This is a genomic window from Amycolatopsis sp. EV170708-02-1, assembly GCF_022479115.1.
Classification (GTDB): domain Bacteria; phylum Actinomycetota; class Actinomycetes; order Mycobacteriales; family Pseudonocardiaceae; genus Amycolatopsis.
This window is the reverse complement of the sequence record NZ_CP092497.1, coordinates 3686093-3703256: the sequence shown is the minus strand read 5'-3', so window position 1 is coordinate 3703256 and position 17164 is coordinate 3686093. Positions and strand designations below refer to the sequence as shown.

At 68.6% G+C, this 17164-nt stretch carries 14 protein-coding genes, 1 tRNA gene and 1 pseudogene; 10 read left to right on the top strand and 6 right to left on the bottom strand.

Features of this window, described 5'->3' with window-relative positions; genetic code table 11:
* Positions 1-180: 180 nt before the first annotated feature.
* On the bottom strand, positions 181-1362 hold the full coding sequence (locus tag MJQ72_RS17380) for a kynureninase (protein ID WP_240600257.1): 1182 nt from the start codon (positions 1360-1362) through the stop codon (positions 181-183).
* Positions 1363-1516: 154 nt separating this feature from the next.
* Here MJQ72_RS17380 and MJQ72_RS17375 point away from each other — a divergent pair.
* Together MJQ72_RS17375 and MJQ72_RS17370 are read left to right on the top strand one after the other, a co-directional pair.
* Positions 1517-3378: pseudogene (locus MJQ72_RS17375) on the top strand (AMP-dependent synthetase/ligase).
* A 174-nt stretch (positions 3379-3552) separates the two neighbouring features.
* Entirely contained in the window at positions 3553-4209 is a 657-nt protein-coding gene (locus MJQ72_RS17370; RefSeq protein ID WP_240600253.1) for a maleylpyruvate isomerase N-terminal domain-containing protein, read from the top strand.
* A gap of 111 nt (positions 4210-4320) precedes the next feature.
* Here the strand turns inward: MJQ72_RS17370 and MJQ72_RS17365 are convergent, their stop codons facing one another.
* Positions 4321-5214 (bottom strand): SDR family NAD(P)-dependent oxidoreductase, encoded by an 894-nt coding sequence (locus MJQ72_RS17365; protein WP_240600250.1) that lies wholly within the window; start codon positions 5212-5214, stop codon positions 4321-4323.
* Between the two features lie 370 nt (positions 5215-5584).
* On the opposite strand from MJQ72_RS17365, the gene MJQ72_RS17360 reads away from it, so the two are divergent.
* On the top strand, positions 5585-6799 hold the full coding sequence (locus tag MJQ72_RS17360) for an MFS transporter (protein WP_240600248.1): 1215 nt from the start codon (positions 5585-5587) through the stop codon (positions 6797-6799).
* Between the two features lie 389 nt (positions 6800-7188).
* Here the strand turns inward: MJQ72_RS17360 and MJQ72_RS17355 are convergent, their stop codons facing one another.
* On the bottom strand, positions 7189-7383 hold the full coding sequence (locus tag MJQ72_RS17355; protein ID WP_240600246.1) for a hypothetical protein: 195 nt from the start codon (positions 7381-7383) through the stop codon (positions 7189-7191).
* A gap of 66 nt (positions 7384-7449) precedes the next feature.
* Between MJQ72_RS17355 and MJQ72_RS17350 the strand changes: the two genes are divergently transcribed.
* The 4 genes from MJQ72_RS17350 to MJQ72_RS17335 all read left to right on the top strand — a co-directional run bounded on the left by MJQ72_RS17350 (position 7450) and on the right by MJQ72_RS17335 (position 13478).
* Positions 7450-8670: a GGDEF domain-containing protein gene (locus MJQ72_RS17350; protein ID WP_240600243.1), complete on the top strand. Its 1221-nt coding sequence runs from the start codon at positions 7450-7452 to the stop codon at positions 8668-8670.
* Positions 8671-8820: 150 nt separating this feature from the next.
* Positions 8821-10983 carry a phospholipase A2 gene (locus MJQ72_RS17345; RefSeq protein ID WP_240600240.1) on the top strand — a complete coding sequence of 721 codons (2163 nt, stop codon included), beginning with the start codon at positions 8821-8823 and terminating at the stop codon, positions 10981-10983.
* Positions 10984-11360: 377 nt separating this feature from the next.
* Entirely contained in the window at positions 11361-12767 is a 1407-nt protein-coding gene (locus tag MJQ72_RS17340) for an LCP family protein (RefSeq protein WP_240601354.1), read from the top strand.
* 240 nt (positions 12768-13007) lie between these two features.
* Positions 13008-13478 carry a helix-turn-helix domain-containing protein gene (locus MJQ72_RS17335; RefSeq protein WP_240600237.1) on the top strand — a complete coding sequence of 157 codons (471 nt, stop codon included), beginning with the start codon at positions 13008-13010 and terminating at the stop codon, positions 13476-13478.
* Positions 13479-13548: 70 nt separating this feature from the next.
* Here MJQ72_RS17335 and MJQ72_RS17330 read toward each other — a convergent pair whose 3' ends face one another.
* A complete protein-coding gene (locus MJQ72_RS17330) occupies positions 13549-15009 on the bottom strand; it encodes an NAD(P)/FAD-dependent oxidoreductase (protein WP_240600234.1) in 1461 nt (486 codons plus the stop codon).
* A 122-nt stretch (positions 15010-15131) separates the two neighbouring features.
* On the opposite strand from MJQ72_RS17330, the gene MJQ72_RS17325 reads away from it, so the two are divergent.
* Complete coding sequence (locus MJQ72_RS17325; RefSeq protein WP_240601353.1) at positions 15132-15689, top strand: TetR/AcrR family transcriptional regulator; 558 nt, start codon at positions 15132-15134, stop codon at positions 15687-15689.
* A 233-nt stretch (positions 15690-15922) separates the two neighbouring features.
* A complete protein-coding gene (locus MJQ72_RS17320; protein WP_240600231.1) occupies positions 15923-16330 on the top strand; it encodes a hypothetical protein in 408 nt (135 codons plus the stop codon).
* A gap of 3 nt (positions 16331-16333) precedes the next feature.
* Here the strand turns inward: MJQ72_RS17320 and MJQ72_RS17315 are convergent, their stop codons facing one another.
* Entirely contained in the window at positions 16334-16555 is a 222-nt protein-coding gene (locus tag MJQ72_RS17315) for a DUF3618 domain-containing protein (protein WP_005165704.1), read from the bottom strand.
* 125 nt (positions 16556-16680) lie between these two features.
* On the opposite strand from MJQ72_RS17315, the gene MJQ72_RS17310 reads away from it, so the two are divergent.
* Positions 16681-16754 (top strand) — tRNA-Leu (locus MJQ72_RS17310).
* A 25-nt stretch (positions 16755-16779) separates the two neighbouring features.
* Here MJQ72_RS17310 and MJQ72_RS17305 read toward each other — a convergent pair.
* Entirely contained in the window at positions 16780-17136 is a 357-nt protein-coding gene (locus MJQ72_RS17305) for a hypothetical protein (protein WP_240600230.1), read from the bottom strand.
* Positions 17137-17164 lie beyond the last annotated feature (28 nt).

Below are 17164 nucleotides of genomic sequence, written 5' to 3'. Positions count from 1 at the left end.
GCGGCGAGAGCGAATGACGAGCCTAACAGCGAATTCGCGAGGGATCTCCCGATCTCCCCCGCCGGGGCGAGGCGATCACCTATTTGCCACCCATTTCCGAATGGGGTTCACCATTTTCGCCACCGGTGGTGTCATCTCCAAGCCGAACCCGATCCTTCGAAAATGCTCGAAATACTTGGCTCAGCTTCGGAGCTCCCGAAGCGTCGTGACGGCGCGGAGCACCTCGCCATACGTGGTGTAGAGCGGCGCGAGCCCGAACCTCAGCACGTTGGGCGGCCGGAAGTCCCCGATCACCCCGCGGTCGATCAAGGCAGCCATCGTCTTGGCCGCGTCGTCGTCGAGCACCGAGATCTGGTGCCCGCGGTCCCGGCCGCGCGGGGTCGGGATCATCGCGCCGTCGAGGAGTTCGTCCGCGCACCGGAAGAAGAAGTCGCCGAGCGCGAGGCCCTTCTCCCGGAGCAGTCCGCGATCCACCCCGTCCCAGACGTCGAGGGCGGCGTCGAGCGCGAGCAGCGAAAGGATGTCGGGTGTGCCCGCGCGGCCGCGCGCGATACCGGCGTGCGCCTCGTACGCGCCCCGCATCGCGAACGGGTCGCGGTCGCCCGCCCAGCCCGCCAGCGGCTGCTCGAACCGGTCCAGCCATTTCGCCGCCACGTAAAGGAAAGCGGGCGAGCCGGGGCCGCCGTTCAGGAACTTGTAGGTGCAGCCGACGGCGAGATCCACGCCTGCCTCGTCGAGCTCGACCGGCAGCGCGCCGACGCTGTGGCAGAGGTCCCAGAGCGCCAGCGCGCCGGCGCGGTGCAGCGCCGCGGTCAGCTCGGCCATGTCGTGCGCGCGCCCGGTGACGTAGTCGACGTGGTTGATCAACGCCACGGCCGTCCGCTCGCTCACCTGGGCGGGCATGTCCTCGGCGACCAACCGGCGCACCGTGCGGCCGGTCAGCCGGGCGGCCTCGTCGGCGATGTAACCGTCGGTCGGGAAGGTGTCTGCGTCCACGAGGATCTCGTCGCGGCCGGGCCGGAGCCGGGTGGCGGCGACCAGCGCCTTGAACAGGTTCACACTCGTCGAGTCCGCCACGACGACCTGCCCCGGCGCGGCGCCCACCAGCGGCGCGATCCGCTCGCCGACCCGCACCGGCGCCTCCCACCAGCCCTCCGACCAGGACCGGATGAGCCGCCCGCCCCATTGCTCGCGGACGACCGCGGCGAGCCGTCCGGCCACGTGTTTCGGCGGGGCACCCAGCGAGTTGCCGTCGAAGTAGGCGACATCCGCGTCGAGGTCGAATTCGTTTCGCTTGTGCGCCAAGGGATCGGCCGCGTCCAGCGCCGCGGCCTCGGCTACGAGGTCAGTCACGGCCACCATCGTCGGCGAGAGTGTTCCGGAAGTCCATGACTGACGCGGTGAAAACGGAAAAGGTGGACATTTCGCGAAGCGCAACCGTGGCCGCGATTCTCTATCCAGCACTGCCGACAGCCCTTACAGTGTGCCTGATCAGGCAGCATCGAGGAGGCCAGCGTTGACCACCCAGCCGACCGTCGCCGAGCAGATCGAAGGCCAGACCATCCCCGCCCTGCTTCACCGCAACGCCCAGGAGTTCGGTGAGCTGCCGGCGGTCACGTCACTCGACATCGAGGGCAAGCCGACCCTGACCTGGGCCGAATTCCGCACCGCCATCGCGGAGGTGTCACGCGGGCTCGCCGGTCTCGGGCTCGGCGTCCGCGACCGGATGCTGATCATGGCGCCGAGCAGTCCGGACCACCTGATCGCCGACCTCGCCGCCGCCCATCTCGGCGCGATCCCCTGCACCGCGTACGCGACGCTCAGCCCGGAGCAGATCGGGTTCGTCGCCCGGCACAGCGCCGCCGGCGTCGTCGTCCTCGCCGGTGCCGACGAACTCGCCCGCTGGTCCCAGGTCCTCGACGACCTGCCGGCGCTGAGGCACGTCGTCCTGCTCGACGCGTCGGTGATCCCCCGGACGACAAGCGTTTCCTGTCCTTCGCCGATCTCCGCGCGGCGGGCGCCGAAGCGCACGCGGCCGACCCGGCGGCGTTCGAGTCGGCGTGGTCCGCGATCACCCCGGACGACCCGCTGTCGATGATCTACACCTCCGGCACGACCGGCGACCCCAAGGGTGTCGTGCTGTCGCATCGCAACGCGATCTATCAGGCCGTCGCCGTCCAGAAACTGCACGACTCCCCGATGCACGCCACGAACATCGCGTACCTGCCGCTCGCGCATATCGCCGAACGGGAGCTGTCGATCTACATGCCGATCGTGTGGGCCGGCCACGTGCACACCGTCGGCGACCCCACGGGGGTCGTCGGCGCGCTGGGCCAAGTGCACCCGAAGAGCTTCTTCGGTGTCCCGCGGGTGTGGGAAAAGATGGTCGCGGGCCTGAAGAACCTGCTCGGCTCACTGCCGGAGGACAAGCGGAACGGCCTGATCGGCGCCAACGAACTGCTGCAGCAGGGCTACAAACTGCGCAGTGACGGCAAGGAGGTGCCGCCGGAGCTCGCGGAGAAGATCGCGCAGACCGACGCGGCCGCGCTCGCGCCGGTGCGGGCGATGCTGGGCCTCGACCAGATCGAGGTCGCCTCCAGCGGCGCCGCCGCGCTGCCGGTGGAGATCCTGTACTTCATCGCCGGGCTCGGCGTCGAGATCCAGGAGGTCTGGGGACTGTCCGAGACCACCGGCGCGGTCACGTCGAACACGCCGACGGCGTTCAAGGCCGGTTCGGTCGGCCGCCCGCTGGAGGGTATCGAGGTGAAGGTCGCCGAAGACGGCGAACTCCTCGTCCGCGGCGCGATCGTGTTCCTCGGCTACCTGCAGGCGGACGGCACGATCAAACCGGACGTCGACGCCGACGGCTGGCTCGCCACCGGCGACATCGGGACGATCGACGAACGCGGTTTCGTCACGATCACCGACCGCAAGAAGGAACTGATCATCACCTCGAGCGGCAAGAACATCGCCCCGACGAAGATCGAGGGGCTGCTCAAGGAACACCCGCTGATCGGGCAGGCCGTCGCGATCGGCGAGAAACGGCCGTACGTCACGGCGCTGATCGTCGTCGACGACGAGATCGCGCCGGGCTGGGCGACCGCGAACGGCATCCAGCTCGCCGAGGGCGAATCGCTCGCCGACAACGCGGAGGTCCGCGCGGAGATCGAGAAGGCCGTCGAGGCGGCGAACGCGCGGCTGGCCAGGATCGAGCAGATCAAGCGGTATCACGTGATCCCCAAGTCGTGGACGCCGGAAACCGGCGAGGTGACCCCGACGCTGAAACTGAAGCGGCGGGTCATCAACGACCGGTACGCGCCGACCATCGCGGATCTGTACGCGGCCGCCCCCGAACCCGCCCCGGCCGCCGGTTCCTGATGTGCGGTAAGTCGTAGGACGCGTGCTCCCGGCCGTAACTCGCGTGCTTGGAGGCGTAACTCGCGAGTTACGCCTCCAGACACGCGAGTTACGGCTTCAAGCACGCGAGTTACGCCTTCGGGCACGGGACGAAAGGAGTCGCGACCGGTCGGCGACCGCTGCTAACTTGCCGCCGTGGATCTCTTTTCCCGATCTTGGGCGGCGCTGCTCGCCGCCGTCGCCGAAACCCCCGACGAAGACTTCGCCAAGCCGTCCGGCTGCGCCGGCTGGCTGGTGCGGGACCTGGTGTGTCACCTGGTGATCGACGCCCAGGACGTGCTGATCACCCTCGCCACCCCCGCCGGCACGGAACCGACGCGCGACGAGGTCACCTACTGGGAGGTCTCCACCAAGCCGCCCACCGGCGAGGACGACCTCGACGCGCTGATCGTGCGGCTCGCGGCCGCGTACCAGGAACCGCGGCTGCTCAAGTTCCACCTCGACGACGTCGGTTCCGCCGCGGGCCGGGCCGCCGGCCTCGCCGATCCGGCGGCCAGGGTCGCCACCCGCGACATCGTCCTCACCGCGGGGGACTTCCTCTCCGCGTACGTCCTGGAGTGGACGCTGCACCACCTCGACCTGGTCGCGCATCTGCCGCATCTCGACGGCCCTGCCGCCGACGGCCTCGCCAAGACGCGGCAGATCATGGAGCGGCGCACCGGCGAGACGTTCCCGGCGTCGTTCTCCGACACCGACGCGCTGCTGGTCGGCACCGGCCGCCGTCAGCCGACGGACGCCGAGAAGGCCGAACTCGGTGACCTGGCCGCGAAGCTGCCCTTCGTGATCGGCTGAACCGGACGACACTCGTGATCGGATGGACGACTCACGTGATCGGATGGACGGCACGCCCGATCACGCGTGTCGTCCGTCTGATCACGCGTGTCGTCCATCTGATCACGTGAGTCACGCGGTCCGGGTCGACTCCGTCCACTTGCGCAGCCGGGGCGGCACGCGCTTTTCGAGGCCGTAGTTCTCCAGGTGCGCGCTGAAGACCTCGTCGAAGGCGCGCTGCACGGTCTCGGTGTCCCACACCGGCCGTTCGAGGATGGGCTGCTTGAGGAACGGCTGCCCCATGACGTGCAGCTGCGGCCCGTTGCAGCGGATCATCTGCCCGGTGATGCCGTCGGATCCGGCGCCGAGCAGGAAGAGCACGACGGGCGCGATCCGCGACGGCGTCCGGTCCGGCGGGCAGGCCCGCAGCGACCGTTCGGACTTCCACACCATCCGGGTGTGCGCGAGCGGGCAGACCGCGTTCACCCGGATCCCGCTCTCCTCCAGGTCGAGTGCCCAGGAGTAGGTGAGCGACGCGACGGCGCCCTTGCTGGCGGCGTACACGCCGAGCTTGCGCTGCCCGAGCGACGCCCCGGACGAGATGTTGACGATCGAGCCCGGCGTGCCCCGCGAAACCATCGCCTTGATCGCGGCGAGCCCGGTGTACATGACGCCGAGGACGTTCACCTCGACCAGTTCGCGGGCCTGCTCGACGTCGTCCTCCCACGGCAGCGCCTCGTAGTTCAGGCCCGCGTTGTTGACCAGCCCGTCGATCGCGCCGAACTCCGCGAGGCAGAGGTCGACGATCTCCTGCGCCTGCTTCGGATCGGCGACACTGTGCCCGCTGGCGACCGCCCTGCCGCCGAACCGGCGGATGTTCTCCGTCGTCCGTTCGGCCAATCCGGCGTCGATGTCGTTGACCACGACGGCCCCGCCCGCCCTCGCGACGTGCACCGCGAACGCCTCGCCGAGGCCCCGTCCCGCCCCGGTCACGACGACGGCCTTGTCGTCGAGCAAACCGTTCATCGCCTTCACCCCTTTGACCCAGCCGGCCTCCACCTCCAGGCCGGTCTCCACTCAGTGTTGGCCCATTCGGCCCAGCCGGAACGGCGGCGGCGGCGAACGGCGGCCCGGCTGCGCCGAGCGAGGGCGGGGCGATCGGCGCGCAGATACCCGCGGGCGAGTCAGGCCGGCGTCACCCACCGGTCAGACGGCGTAGCCCGATCGGCCCAAGAGGCGAAGGATCGGGGCGTCTTCTGTTCGTCTCCCTGTAGCCGGAGGCATACTGAACGTCGTCCGGCGGGACGGCAACTGTGACTCCCTCGCTGACCACGTAACACGGCAGGCAAGAATGCGAGGAAAGCAAGTTCACCCGATCGGGGGAGGTGGTCACGCAGTGAAGACGAACGCGGCGCCGCGGATGACCGCCGCCCTGGCGAACCGCGAGTTCCGCGCACTCTGGCTCGCCGAGGTGCAGTCCCTCATCGGGGACCAGCTCACCATCGTCGCGCTGGCGATCCTCGTCTACGACCGGACAGGCTCCGCGTTGCTCTCCGCGGTGGTCTACTCCCTGACCTTCCTGCCCGCGCTGGCCGGCGGTCTCGGCCTCTCCCAGCTGGCCGACCGCTACCCGAGACGCACCGTCCTCGTCGTGTCGTCCCTGCTCCAAGGCTCGCTGATCGCGATCATGGCGATCCCGGGCACCCCGCTCGCCCTGTTGTGCGGGCTGGTGGTGCTGGCACGGCTCGTGAACGCGCCCGGCAACGCGGCGCAGAACGCGCTCACCCGCGAGGTGTTCACCGACGACGACCTCTATCTCAAGAGCCAGGACATCCGGGGGATCTCGACCAACACCGCGATGCTGCTCGGCCTGGCGGGCGGCGGCCTGCTGGTGTCCCAGGTGGGGGCGAGCTGGGCGCTGGCGCTGGACGCCGCGACGTTCCTGCTGAGCGCGGCCGTGGTCCGCTTCTCCGTCTCCCGGCGGGCGGCGGCGTCCGACGGCAACGGCAGCTGGTTCGGCGCGGTGAAGCAGGTCTTCGGCAACCGCCATCTGCGGGTGCTGATCTGGTTCTCGTGGCTGGTCGGCCTCGCCGTCATCCCCGAAGGGCTGGCCGCGCCGCTCGCCGCGGAGATGGGCGTGGGGAAACAGGCCGTCGGCTGGCTGCTGGCCGCCGATCCGCTGGGATTCGTGATCGGGGCGTTCCTGCTGTCCCGGTTCGTCTCCGCGGGACAACGGCGGAAGCTGCTCGGCGTGCTGGCGGCACTACCGATGGTCGCCCTGATCGCCTTCGCGCTCCAACCGGGGCTGATTCCGGCGTTGCTCCTGCTGGCGGCGGCGGGTGCCGCGGGGGCGTACCTGATCACGGTGAGCGCCACGTTCATCACCTGGGTCCCGAACGAACTCCGGGGCGGTGCGGGTGGGGTGTACCGCACGGGATTGCGGGTGGCTCAAGGAATAGGGGCGGGACTCGGCGGGCTCGCCGCCGATCGGCTCGGGTCGGCGACCTCGGCCATCGCGCTGGCAGGCGTGGTCGGCCTGCTGCTGGCCGTACTGGTCGCGCTCAGCTGGGGGCATATCAACGGATCCAGCCCGGAACCGTTGCTGTCATGAGGAATCCACACTGGACGACCCCTGGGGCGGCACGGCCGCCCGGCGGGTTCGTACGCGAAAATCTCGACGGGACACTGCTTCCACACCTCGGTGAAAAGAAACGACTCTCGATCAGAAGTCACGGCTCGACACTGTCCGACACCTCCCGGCCACCTCGTTGCTGCGAACTAATACCTTGTCCGGGCTCAGAAGTCACGACTGGACACTATCCGTCACCCCTTCCGCGACGCGTCTCGAAAAACATTCAGCCGCCAAGATCAGAAATCACGGGACACGATTGCCACCTCCGGTCCGTGTTCGCGGGCACCCTTGCCGCTGTCGGACAACTGTTGCGATGGGATGATACCGGCCGTGGAATACGAACGGTGTATCAGTCGGTACCGGTGAGATTACTCAGCCGTGCCGTCCGGGCGGAAAAGAGGTAGCAATTGCCAGCCGAGACCGGCGACCGTCGCCAGCACGGTGACGGCACCGGCGACCTTGACGACGCAACGGCGACGGCCGCCGCGGACAGCGGTGTACCGGTGACCGAACGCGGGCAGGCAAGCCCGGAAGGTGACCAGGCCGGACCTCCGGAGCGCCATCCCTACGATCCCAGGGCGTGGGCGCTGTGGCAGCGGCCGAAGCGGTTCATCGCGTTCCTTTTCGCGATGGAGGTCATCGGAATCGCGATCATGGTCGTCGCGACGATGAATTCCACGAATCCGGGAAGAATCGACTGGGTTCGTTTCGCCATTCTCGCCGTCGGCGCCACGGCGCATATTCAGCTCACCCAGCGGCAAGAGGAAAGGCGCCGCGATCGAAGCCGGACCGTCCTCATCGACCTCACCGCGGTATGGACATTTCCCGCCGCGGTGATCCTGCCGCTTTCACTGACGCTTTCCATCATCGCGATCGTCCGGATCCAGCATTGGTTCATCGCCCGGCGGCCCGCGCACAACTTCGTGTTCTCGTCGGTCACCCACGGCGTTTCGGTGACACTGGCCTCGCTCACCTTCGCCGCGTTCGGGCCGCATGAATGGGGACGCATTTCCGGCTGGGACACCCTTGGCGAGTTCGGTGTCCTGATCGTCACCGGGATGGTCTTCGAGGCGGTGCAGATCGCCTACATCGGCGGCATCCTCGCGATCGGCTCACCGAAGCGGCCGTCGATGTCCACCGTGCTCGGCAACGCGGCGGACAACCTGCTGGAGGCCATCACGATCGGCCTCGGCGCGGTCACCGCGGTGCTGCTGTTGATCATGCCGCCGATGGTGATCGTGATGGCCGTGGTGACGGTGGTGTTCAATCGCCTCGCCGAGATCGACCAACTGCAAAACGACGCGCGCACGGACCCGAAAACCGGTGTTCTCAACATGCGCGGATGGTCGGAGTCGGCCGAACGGGCACTCGGAAGGACTGCCCGATCGGACGACAACCTGGCACTTCTGATGATTGATCTCGACCACTTCAAGTGGATTAACGACACATATGGACACCCGGCGGGCGACGACGTCCTCCGCGATGTGGCGCGGAAATTGGACGAGGTCACCCGGCCCGCCGACGTCATCGGCCGGTTCGGCGGCGAGGAATTCCTCGTACTCCTGCCGGATATCGACGAAACGGCGGCCAAACTCGCCGCCGAGCGAGTGCGCAGCGCTATCGCCGAACTGCATATAGTGACTACCGACAAAAGGGGCAGCCGGGTGACCATCTCGGGTCGCACCACCTCGATCGGGGCAGCCCTGTTCCCTCGTCACGGTGAATCCCTGGAGGAACTCCTGCACTCCTCCGACGCCGCCGTCTACGTCGCCAAGGAGAACGGCCGGAACCAGGTGCGCTTCGCCCAGGACGTGGACCGGCCCGCTCCCCCGCCCGCCGACGAGGGTTGAAAGCGTCCTTCACCGCGTCACATGCGACGAAAGGGCCCTTCACCGCGTCGCATGCGGTGAAAGCGTCCTTCAGCCCAGGTCACCCTTCCGGGCGGAACCCGGGGGTTATCCGGATGTCGGCCCCGATCGGCGGATGGCACCCTTGACGCCATGCCAGCGACAGCCGACGCCGCCGCTCGTCCTGCCCGGATCCGGCGGCCATGGTCGACTTCGGGCTGGTTACTGCTGGTCACGGTGCTGGTGTTCGGTTTCGGCCTGATCGCGTCACGGCCCGCCTCACCGCCCGACCAGGGACCACCGACGGGTGACATCCTCGCCGCGCAGAACGCGGTCGACGCGCTGGTGCGGCCGGGCCCGGTCGAGAACGTGATCGCCGAACTGCCCGCCGATTTCACCGCGGTCAGCGGGATCACCCCGGGCGTGATGACCGCCCGGGACGGCACCGTGCGCGCCGTCCACACCGACGGCGGTTGCTCGGCGCCCTGGGGGGACGACAACACCAAATGGGACTACGCGGTCCCCTGCCGGGCCCACGACCTGGGCTACGACATCCTCCGCTACGCCGAGCGCAAGGGGCATCCGCTTGGCCAGGAGGCGAGGGCCTCGCTCGACGACCGGCTCTCCGCCGACATGCACAACGCCTGCGTCCTCAACCCGATGGACTCGCGCGGCACCTGCGACGTCGTCGCCTCCCTCTACACCGCCGGGCTCGTCCTCAACTCCTGGCATCAGCGCTGGGGGCCGCCGGTCGGCGACCCGCTCGGCCCGATGATCGTCGGCGTGCTGGTGATCGGCGCGCTGCTGGTGTTCCGCCTCCGCGGCTGGGTCCGCACCCGCCGGACCGCCGTCACGCTCCCCCGCGAACCGCGGCCGGTCGTCCCGGTCGGCCGGTGGGCGTTGCTCGGGGTCGCCGGTGTCGTGCTGATGATGCTCGGCGAATCCGCCGTCGCGCTCGCGCACTGGGCGGGAGCGCCGGAGCGGTCGTTGTGGCCGTTCACCTGGCTGGCCCAGCTCTGTCCGCTCATCTTCTTCGCGGTCGGCCGGATCAACGAGGCGGGCTGGCGGTCGATCCGCGCGAGCGGCGGCCGCTACCCGCAGTACCTCGCCGACCGGGCGAGCCCGCTGCTGCGCCCGGCGCTGATCTTCGCCGTGGTCGCGCTGGTCGTCCCCCTCGCACTGGAAGTGCTGGGGATCCCGACGGGCACGAACGCCACGGTCATGCGGATCGCGCTGCACCCGCTGTGGCTGCTCGGTGTCTTCCTGCTGACCGTCGTCCTCGCGCCGGCGCTGCTGGCGCTGTATCACCGGACGCGGGCCGCCTCCGTCGCCGGCCTGCTGGCGCTGACCTTGGCGAGCGAGGCGGCCGCGCAATGGTCCGGCTCGGCAGTGCCTCGCTACGCGGAGACGCTGTTCCTCGCCCTGTTCGTCCAGCAGCTGGCGTTCGCCCACGCCGCCGGCGCCCGCCTGCCGCGCGGCGTCCTCGTGGCGACGGCGTTCACCGGCGCCGCCGGGCTGGGCCTCGCGATCGCCGTCCGCGGCGAAGGACCGATGCTGCTCGGCGGCCCCGGCGCCCCGGCCGCGCTGTCGGGTTCACCGTGGGGTGTGCTCCTGCTCGGCCTGGTGCAGCTCGCGCTCCTCGGCCTGCTCGCCCGGCCGCTGGCCCGGCTCGGCGGCCGTCCGGCGGTCGCCGCGGCCGCGCGTCTCGTCCTGCGCGCCCCGATGAGCCTCTACCTCGGCTTCCTGTCCGCGATGCTGCTGCTCGTGGCCGTCGTCTACCTGCCGGGGCCGTTCGTGGACGGGCTCAGCTGGCTGGCCCGCCCGAGGGTCCTACTCGCGATGGCCCTGCTGGCCGTGCCCGCCGTGCTCGTCTTCTGGTGGTTCGAGCGCCATTCGGGGCCGCAGCAGCGGACGGTCGACGAGCCGGGCCTGCGGGCCATGGTGTTCTGCCGCGCGGCGGCGACGGTCGGGATGGCGTACGCGATGCTCGGCGTGTTCGGGTTCGCGCTGACCCGTTTCGGCGGCGCCTCCGCCGACGCCGACCTGCTCGGGATCCGCTTCGGACCGGTACAGAGCCTGGTCAACCTGCTGCTCGGGGTGTACCTGCTGCACACCGTGCGCAACGGCACGAGCCGGATGACCGGGACCTGGCTGGTCTGCGCGGTCGCGTGCGCGCCGCCCTTGATGACCGCTCTCGAAGGCGAGCAGGTGAGCGCCGCTTCCGTCGCGCTGCCGGTCGCGACGATCGTCGTCGCGATGCTCGCGGCGGCCGCCACGCTGGTCCCCGCCCGCGCGGCCCGGCGTGTCCTCCCCTGAACCACACGGCGCTGACCAGGCGATTTCCGTACCCTTGAGAGGAAACCGGTGGTGCGTGCCACATCTTCGGGGGATGTGTAATCCTGCGACAACCCGCAACAGGCACCATGCGTCCCTTGAAGAGACCGCCGAACCGGTAACGAACAGAAGGAGCAGACCGCGTGGAGTACCCGCCTCGGAATGGGCATGGGGATCGACGTCCCGCCCGGCCTAGGCAGGACGCGCCCGGACGCGTTCCTTCCCGCCCGGCCCCGCCTCGTGGTGCCCGCCCGATGTCCGCCCGCCAGTCCGCGGGCGAGCCGCCCCGACGCCCGGCCCCGCGACGCAGGTCGTTCCGCGGCCCCAAGATCGCCCTCGGCCTCGTCTCGCTGCTGGTGATGGGCCTGACCGGCTACGCGTGGGCCGCGATGGACGGCCTGACCTTCGCGAACGTCGGGATCGGCGCGGACGAAGGCGAGAAACCCGCCGACGGCGCCCGCGACATCCTGCTCGTCGGCCTCGACAGCCGCACGGACGCGCAGGGCAACCCGCTGTCGAAGGAAGTGCTCGCCCAGCTGCGCGCCGGGCAGGCCGACGGCGAGCTGAACACCGACTCGCTGATCTTCGTGCACATCCCGAACGACGGCTCCAAGGCCGTCGCGATCTCGCTCCCGCGTGACTCCTACGTCGACATCCCCGGCGGCTACGGCAAGCACAAGATCAACTCCGCCTACGCCCGCGCGATGCTCGACGAGCGCAAGAAGCTGCAGGAAGACGGCGTCTCCGACCCGAAGGAACTCGACCAGAAGGCCAACGAGGCCGGCGCGAAGACCCTGATCAAGACGGTCGAGCAGCTGACCGGCTCGACCATCGACAACTACGCCGCCATCAACCTGCTGGGCTTCAGCGAGATCACGCAGGCCATCGGCGGGGTCGACGTCTGCCTCAACGACGACGTCAACGACCAGTTCTCCGGCGCGAAGTTCACGAAGGGCCCGCACACCATCTCCGGTGTCGAGGCGCTCGGCTTCGTCCGGCAGCGGCACGGGCTGCCGCGCGGCGACCTCGACCGGGTCGTCCGGCAGCAGGTGTTCATGGCCGGGATGGCGCGGAAGGTGCTGTCGGCGGGCACGCTCGCGAACCCGGGCAAGCTCAACGACCTGATCACGGCCATCAAGAAGTCGGTCGTGCTCAACCAGAACTGGGACGTCTTCGGGTTCGCGCAGCAGATGAAGAGCCTGACCGGCGGTCAGCTCGAGTTCCGGACGATCCCGATCGTCAACATCGAGTACAAGACCCCGAACGACGGCGTCGCCATCCAGGTCGACCCGAAGCAGGTCAAGAGCTTCGTCCAGGGGCTCGCGGGCCCGCAGCCCGGCGAACAGCAGCAGGCGCCGCCCGCCGAATCGCCCAACAAGGCGACCACGGTCGACGTCCGCAACTCCACGAACCGGGACGGGCTGGCCTCGTCGGTGCTGAAGACGCTCGTCGACAAGGGTTTCACCGCGGGCGACACGGCCACCGCGAGCGCGCGCAAGAAGACGGTGGTCTGGGTCGCCAAGGGCGAGAAGGCGGCGGGCCAGGCGGTCGCCGACGCGCTCGGCGGCAACCCGACCGTCCAAGAGGACAAGAGTGTCGAGGCCGGGCACGTGATGGTCTTCCTCGGCTCGGACTTCAAGGCGCCGAGTGGTGCCGAAGGCTCCGGCTCCTCGCAGAACGCCGCCGGCTCTTCGGCCGCCGCGCCGCCTCCCGAGCAGTCCGACGAGAAGCCGATCACCGCCGAAGGCGTGCCCTGCGTCAACTGACGCTCGTGTCGCGAAAGCCACTTTCGGGACATCAGGTGTCCCGAAAGTGGCTTTCGCGGCAGGTCGGCACCCGGTTTCTTCACCCATTCGGCCCAGCGGACCAAAATCGATAGGAAAACCACCCCCGAAACCGCGTAAGAGCGACGCCCCTGCCGACTTTCATACACGTGAGCGCGCTCGTCCCGGGTTTTGTCACACGGGGCGGGCGGTGGAGAAGGTTGGCAAGGCAGGGGATGGGGAGTGCTGATCGACGCTGAGAGCTATCAGCGGATACTCGGAGACGAGCTCCGCAAGCTCCGCCGTAAACGTGGCTGGACACGCAAGGAACTGAACCAGCATCTGCAGAGCGAGATCTCGCTCCAGACGCTGGCCACCTACGAGCTGGGCACCCGCCACTGTTCCGTGGTGCGGCTGGTCGAACTGTGCGTCGCGATGGACGAGCTGCCACAGGATCTGCTGGCCAAGGTGCACCGCCGGGTGTTCGTGGACGAACCGGGCCGGGTGCGGATCGACCTGCGCCTGGTGATCAAGGACGAGCAACAGGAACTGCTCCCCCTGCGAAGGTGGGCGGACGACCGGCTCAAGACGTCGGGGGACAACGGCTCCGCCGAGGTCCACCTCGACTTCGCGGCGCTGGAACGGATGGCCGAGCTCTGCGGCATCCCCACCGTCGATCTCATCGGAAGGCTTCGCCGGCTCAACCCCTCATGAGCGCGGCATTCCCCGGGTCCGTGAAGGCCATGCCCCCCATCTTGGCTTTCACGGACCCTCCCCCGTTTCCTCAGCCGAGGAGTTCGTAGTCCTCGCGGCGCACCTTGCGGGTGTCGAGCCAGTACCGCCAGGTGAAGCCCGGCCAGATCGTGCGGTTGACGCCCTTCGCGTCGAGGTACCAGCTCTTGCAGCCACCCTGGGTCCAGATCCCTTTGGCGAGTTTGCGCTGGATTTCGCCGTTGAAGCGCTCCTGCGCCTCCGGCCGCGGGTCGAGCGCCTTGCCGCGCGCGAGCCTCAGCGCCTGCGCGACGTACGAGATCTGCGCTTCGATCATGAAGACCACGGAGTTGTGCCCCAGCCCGGTGTTCGGGCCGAGCAGGAAGAACAGGTTCGGGAACCCGGACACGGTGATGCCCTGGTAGGTCCGCATCCCCTCGGTCGCCCACTCCTTGCCGAGGTTGCGCCCGTCGCGGCCGATGATCTCCAGATCGTCGAAGGCGTCCGTGACGTGGAATCCGGTGCCGTAGATGATCGCGTCGACCTCGTGCTCGACGCCGGCGCCGTCGACCACGCTGTGCTCGCGGACCTCTTTCACGCCGTCGGTGACGACGTCGACGTTGTCCCGCGCGAGCGCCGGGTAGTAGTCGTTGGAGATCAAGACCCGCTTGCAGCCCATGGTGTAGTCCGGCGTCAGCTTCCGGCGCAGCTCGGGATCCTTGACGCTCTTGAAGATGTTGCGCTTCGCGATGCGCTGGCCGATCTTCATCACCCACGGCTGTCCGTTGAAGCCGATCGCGCGGGCTTCGAGGCCCCAGTAGAGGAGGTCGCGGAAGGCACGCTGCAGCAGCGGCACCGAGCTGAACGTCTTCCGGAGCGCTTCGGGCATCTCGCGGTCCGGCTTCGGCATGATCCACGGCGGCGTCCGCTGGAAGAGCGTCAGCTCGGCGACGTCCTTCGCGATCTGCGGCACGAACTGGATCGCGCTCGCGCCGGTGCCGACCACGGCGACCCGCTTGCCGGTGAGGTCGTAGTCGTGTTCCCACTGGGCGGAGTGGAAGGCGCGGCCCTTGAACCGCTCAATGCCGGGCAGCTTCGGGATCTGCGGAAGATGCAGCGCGCCGACCCCGGCGACCAGCGCGGGCGCGACGAACTCGTCACCCGACTTCGAGGCGACGTGCCAGCGGTTCTCGTCGGCGTCCCAGCGGGCGCCGGTCATTTCCTGGCCGAAGCGGATGAAGCGGTGCAGGTCGTACTTCGCGGCGACGTCGCGCATGTACTGCCAGATCTCGGGCTGCGGCGAGTACGCGCGGGACCAGCCGGGGTTCTGCTCGAACGAGAACGAGTACATATGCGAGGGGATGTCACAGGCGCAGCCGGGGTAGGTGTTGTCGCGCCACGTGCCGCCCACGTCGTCGGCCTTCTCCAGGACGACGAAGTCCTCGCGGCCCTCTTTCCGCAGCTGAATGGCCATGCCCAGCCCGGAGAAGCCGGTTCCGACGATGACGACACCGGTCTCGGTGCGGTTGCCCATGACCCGACCTCTCGCTCGCGTTTACCTGTTACCAGGAGTCCACCTTACTCGAAGTAGGTTACCTTCGGTAGAGTGTTGTGGTGACGACGGCGAAGCGCAAACGCATGCCACGAGCAGAGCGGATGCGGCAAATGATCGAAATCGCTGAGGAAGTCTTCGCCGATCGCGGCTACAGCGCGGCGTCGATGGACGACATCGCGGAACGCGTCGGGGTCTCCAAGCCGATGCTCTACGAGTACTTCAACTCGAAAGAGGGACTCCTGCTGGCCTGCATCCAGCAGTCGAGGACGGCCTTGCGCGAGGTCACCGAACGGGCGACCGTCGGTGCGACGTCCGCCGAGGACGCGCTGCGGCGCGGACTGCTCGCCTTCTTCGTCTTCATCCGGGAACGGCGGCAGGCCTGGTCACTGCTCCGCCACGAGATGGCGCTGATCGGGACCGGCGCCGCCGACGAGATCGAGCAGACCCGGCGTCAGCAGACCGACCTGATCGCCGCCCTGATGGGTGACTACCTCGAAGCCGGGGACGAACTCCGCGCCGAGGCTTCCGCGGAGTTCGTGGTCGGGGCGTGCGAACGGCTCGCGATCTGGTGCGAACGACACGAGGACGTCAGCCCCGAAACGGCGACCGGATACGCGATGGACATCCTCTGGTCAGGCCTGTCCGCGAGGGCCCGCTGAAACGACCGTGAAGATGCTCGTGCATTAGGCCATTCGGTCGTCACTCAGAGCACATTGCCGCCAGTGTCTTGTGACACAGAGTTGTCCTACTGTATCGATGACACTGTAGAAAGTCTGATGGACAGTCGCGACCTCCGTCAGGAGGGGGCGCCACCACCCGAAAGTGGCGTCATGACGGCGGCGTGACGAGGTCCATTGAGTGACGCTTGCTCGCGAGGAGAGGGGTGAGGCGGATGACCGAACCGATCACCGCGTCGTACGTCCAGGAGGACGACGACTGGAAGATAACGGTCAGCGGCTCCGGTAAGGAACTGACCGGTCGCGCGCCGGGCATCATCGCGGCACGGGACCGGGCCGACCAGCTGGTCGAGAAACTGTCCCCGCCGGAGCACTCGACCGTGGTGCACCTGCTGAACGGCAGCGCGCTCGAGTTCACGGCCGCCTACATGACGGCGAGGCTGACGCTCCCGGAGATCGAGCCGCTCGAGGTTCCTCCGCCGGCGAACGGCAAAGCCAAGGACAAGGCCGCCAAGCCGCCAGTGCCCCAGGGCAAGGAACTCCCGAAGGCCGTCGACGAGGCGAAGTCCAAGGAGAAGCCCGAGCCTGCCAAGACACCCGCCAAGGCGGCCCAGACCTCCTGAGACCTACTTCAGGAGTTTGCGGATCAGCAGGACGCCGATCAGCACCGCCCCGCCGATGAGCGGGTACTTCACCTTGGGCTCGTCCAGCTTCGCGCGCAGGCCGGTCTTCGCGGAATCCACCAGCTTCGCCGGGTTCGCCTTCGTGCCCAGCTGGTCGAGCGTGGCGACCAGCGCGTTCCTGGCCTGCTCGATCTCACGCTCGATGGTCTCGGGATCGCGAGCCACGTGTCCTCCTCGCCGCGACGGACTTGCTGGAAGCCCACGTTAGAGGACGCCGCCCCGCATCGTGGCACCGGCCACGCCGAGAAACGCGGATCGTGTCGCACGCTACGATTTCGGGGCAGTACTGGGGGCCCGTAGCCCAATTGGCAGAGGCACACGGTTTAGGTCCGTGCCAGTGAGAGTTCGAGTCTCTCCGGGCCCACCCCACCAGCTCGAGACGCATGGCGTCAGCGCGCGGTGGCCACCCGGCGCGCAGCCTCGACCAGCGTCTGGGCCGCCCGGCCAGCACGCTTGAACTCGTCGACCGTGGCCGGTGTGTGGCTATAGCCCGCCTTGGTCTTCAGTTTGAGCAGGGCTCTCAGGTGCTTCGCGATTTCCTTGTCCGCCTGAGCCAGCAAGCTGATCGCTTCGTCGTGGTTCTCACCCTGCGCGTGTTCGCCCAGCCTGGCACAGCAGATGACGTCGGACGCCGCGATGCCGGCGTGGACGCACAAGGTCACGTACGCGTCGGCGATGTCCTCATGCTCGTCGGCGAGTTCGCGAATCATGTCCGCCGCTTCGTTGAACTGGGTCGCCTTGTGCATACGCCCTCGCTGAACGCTCGCGTCGCAT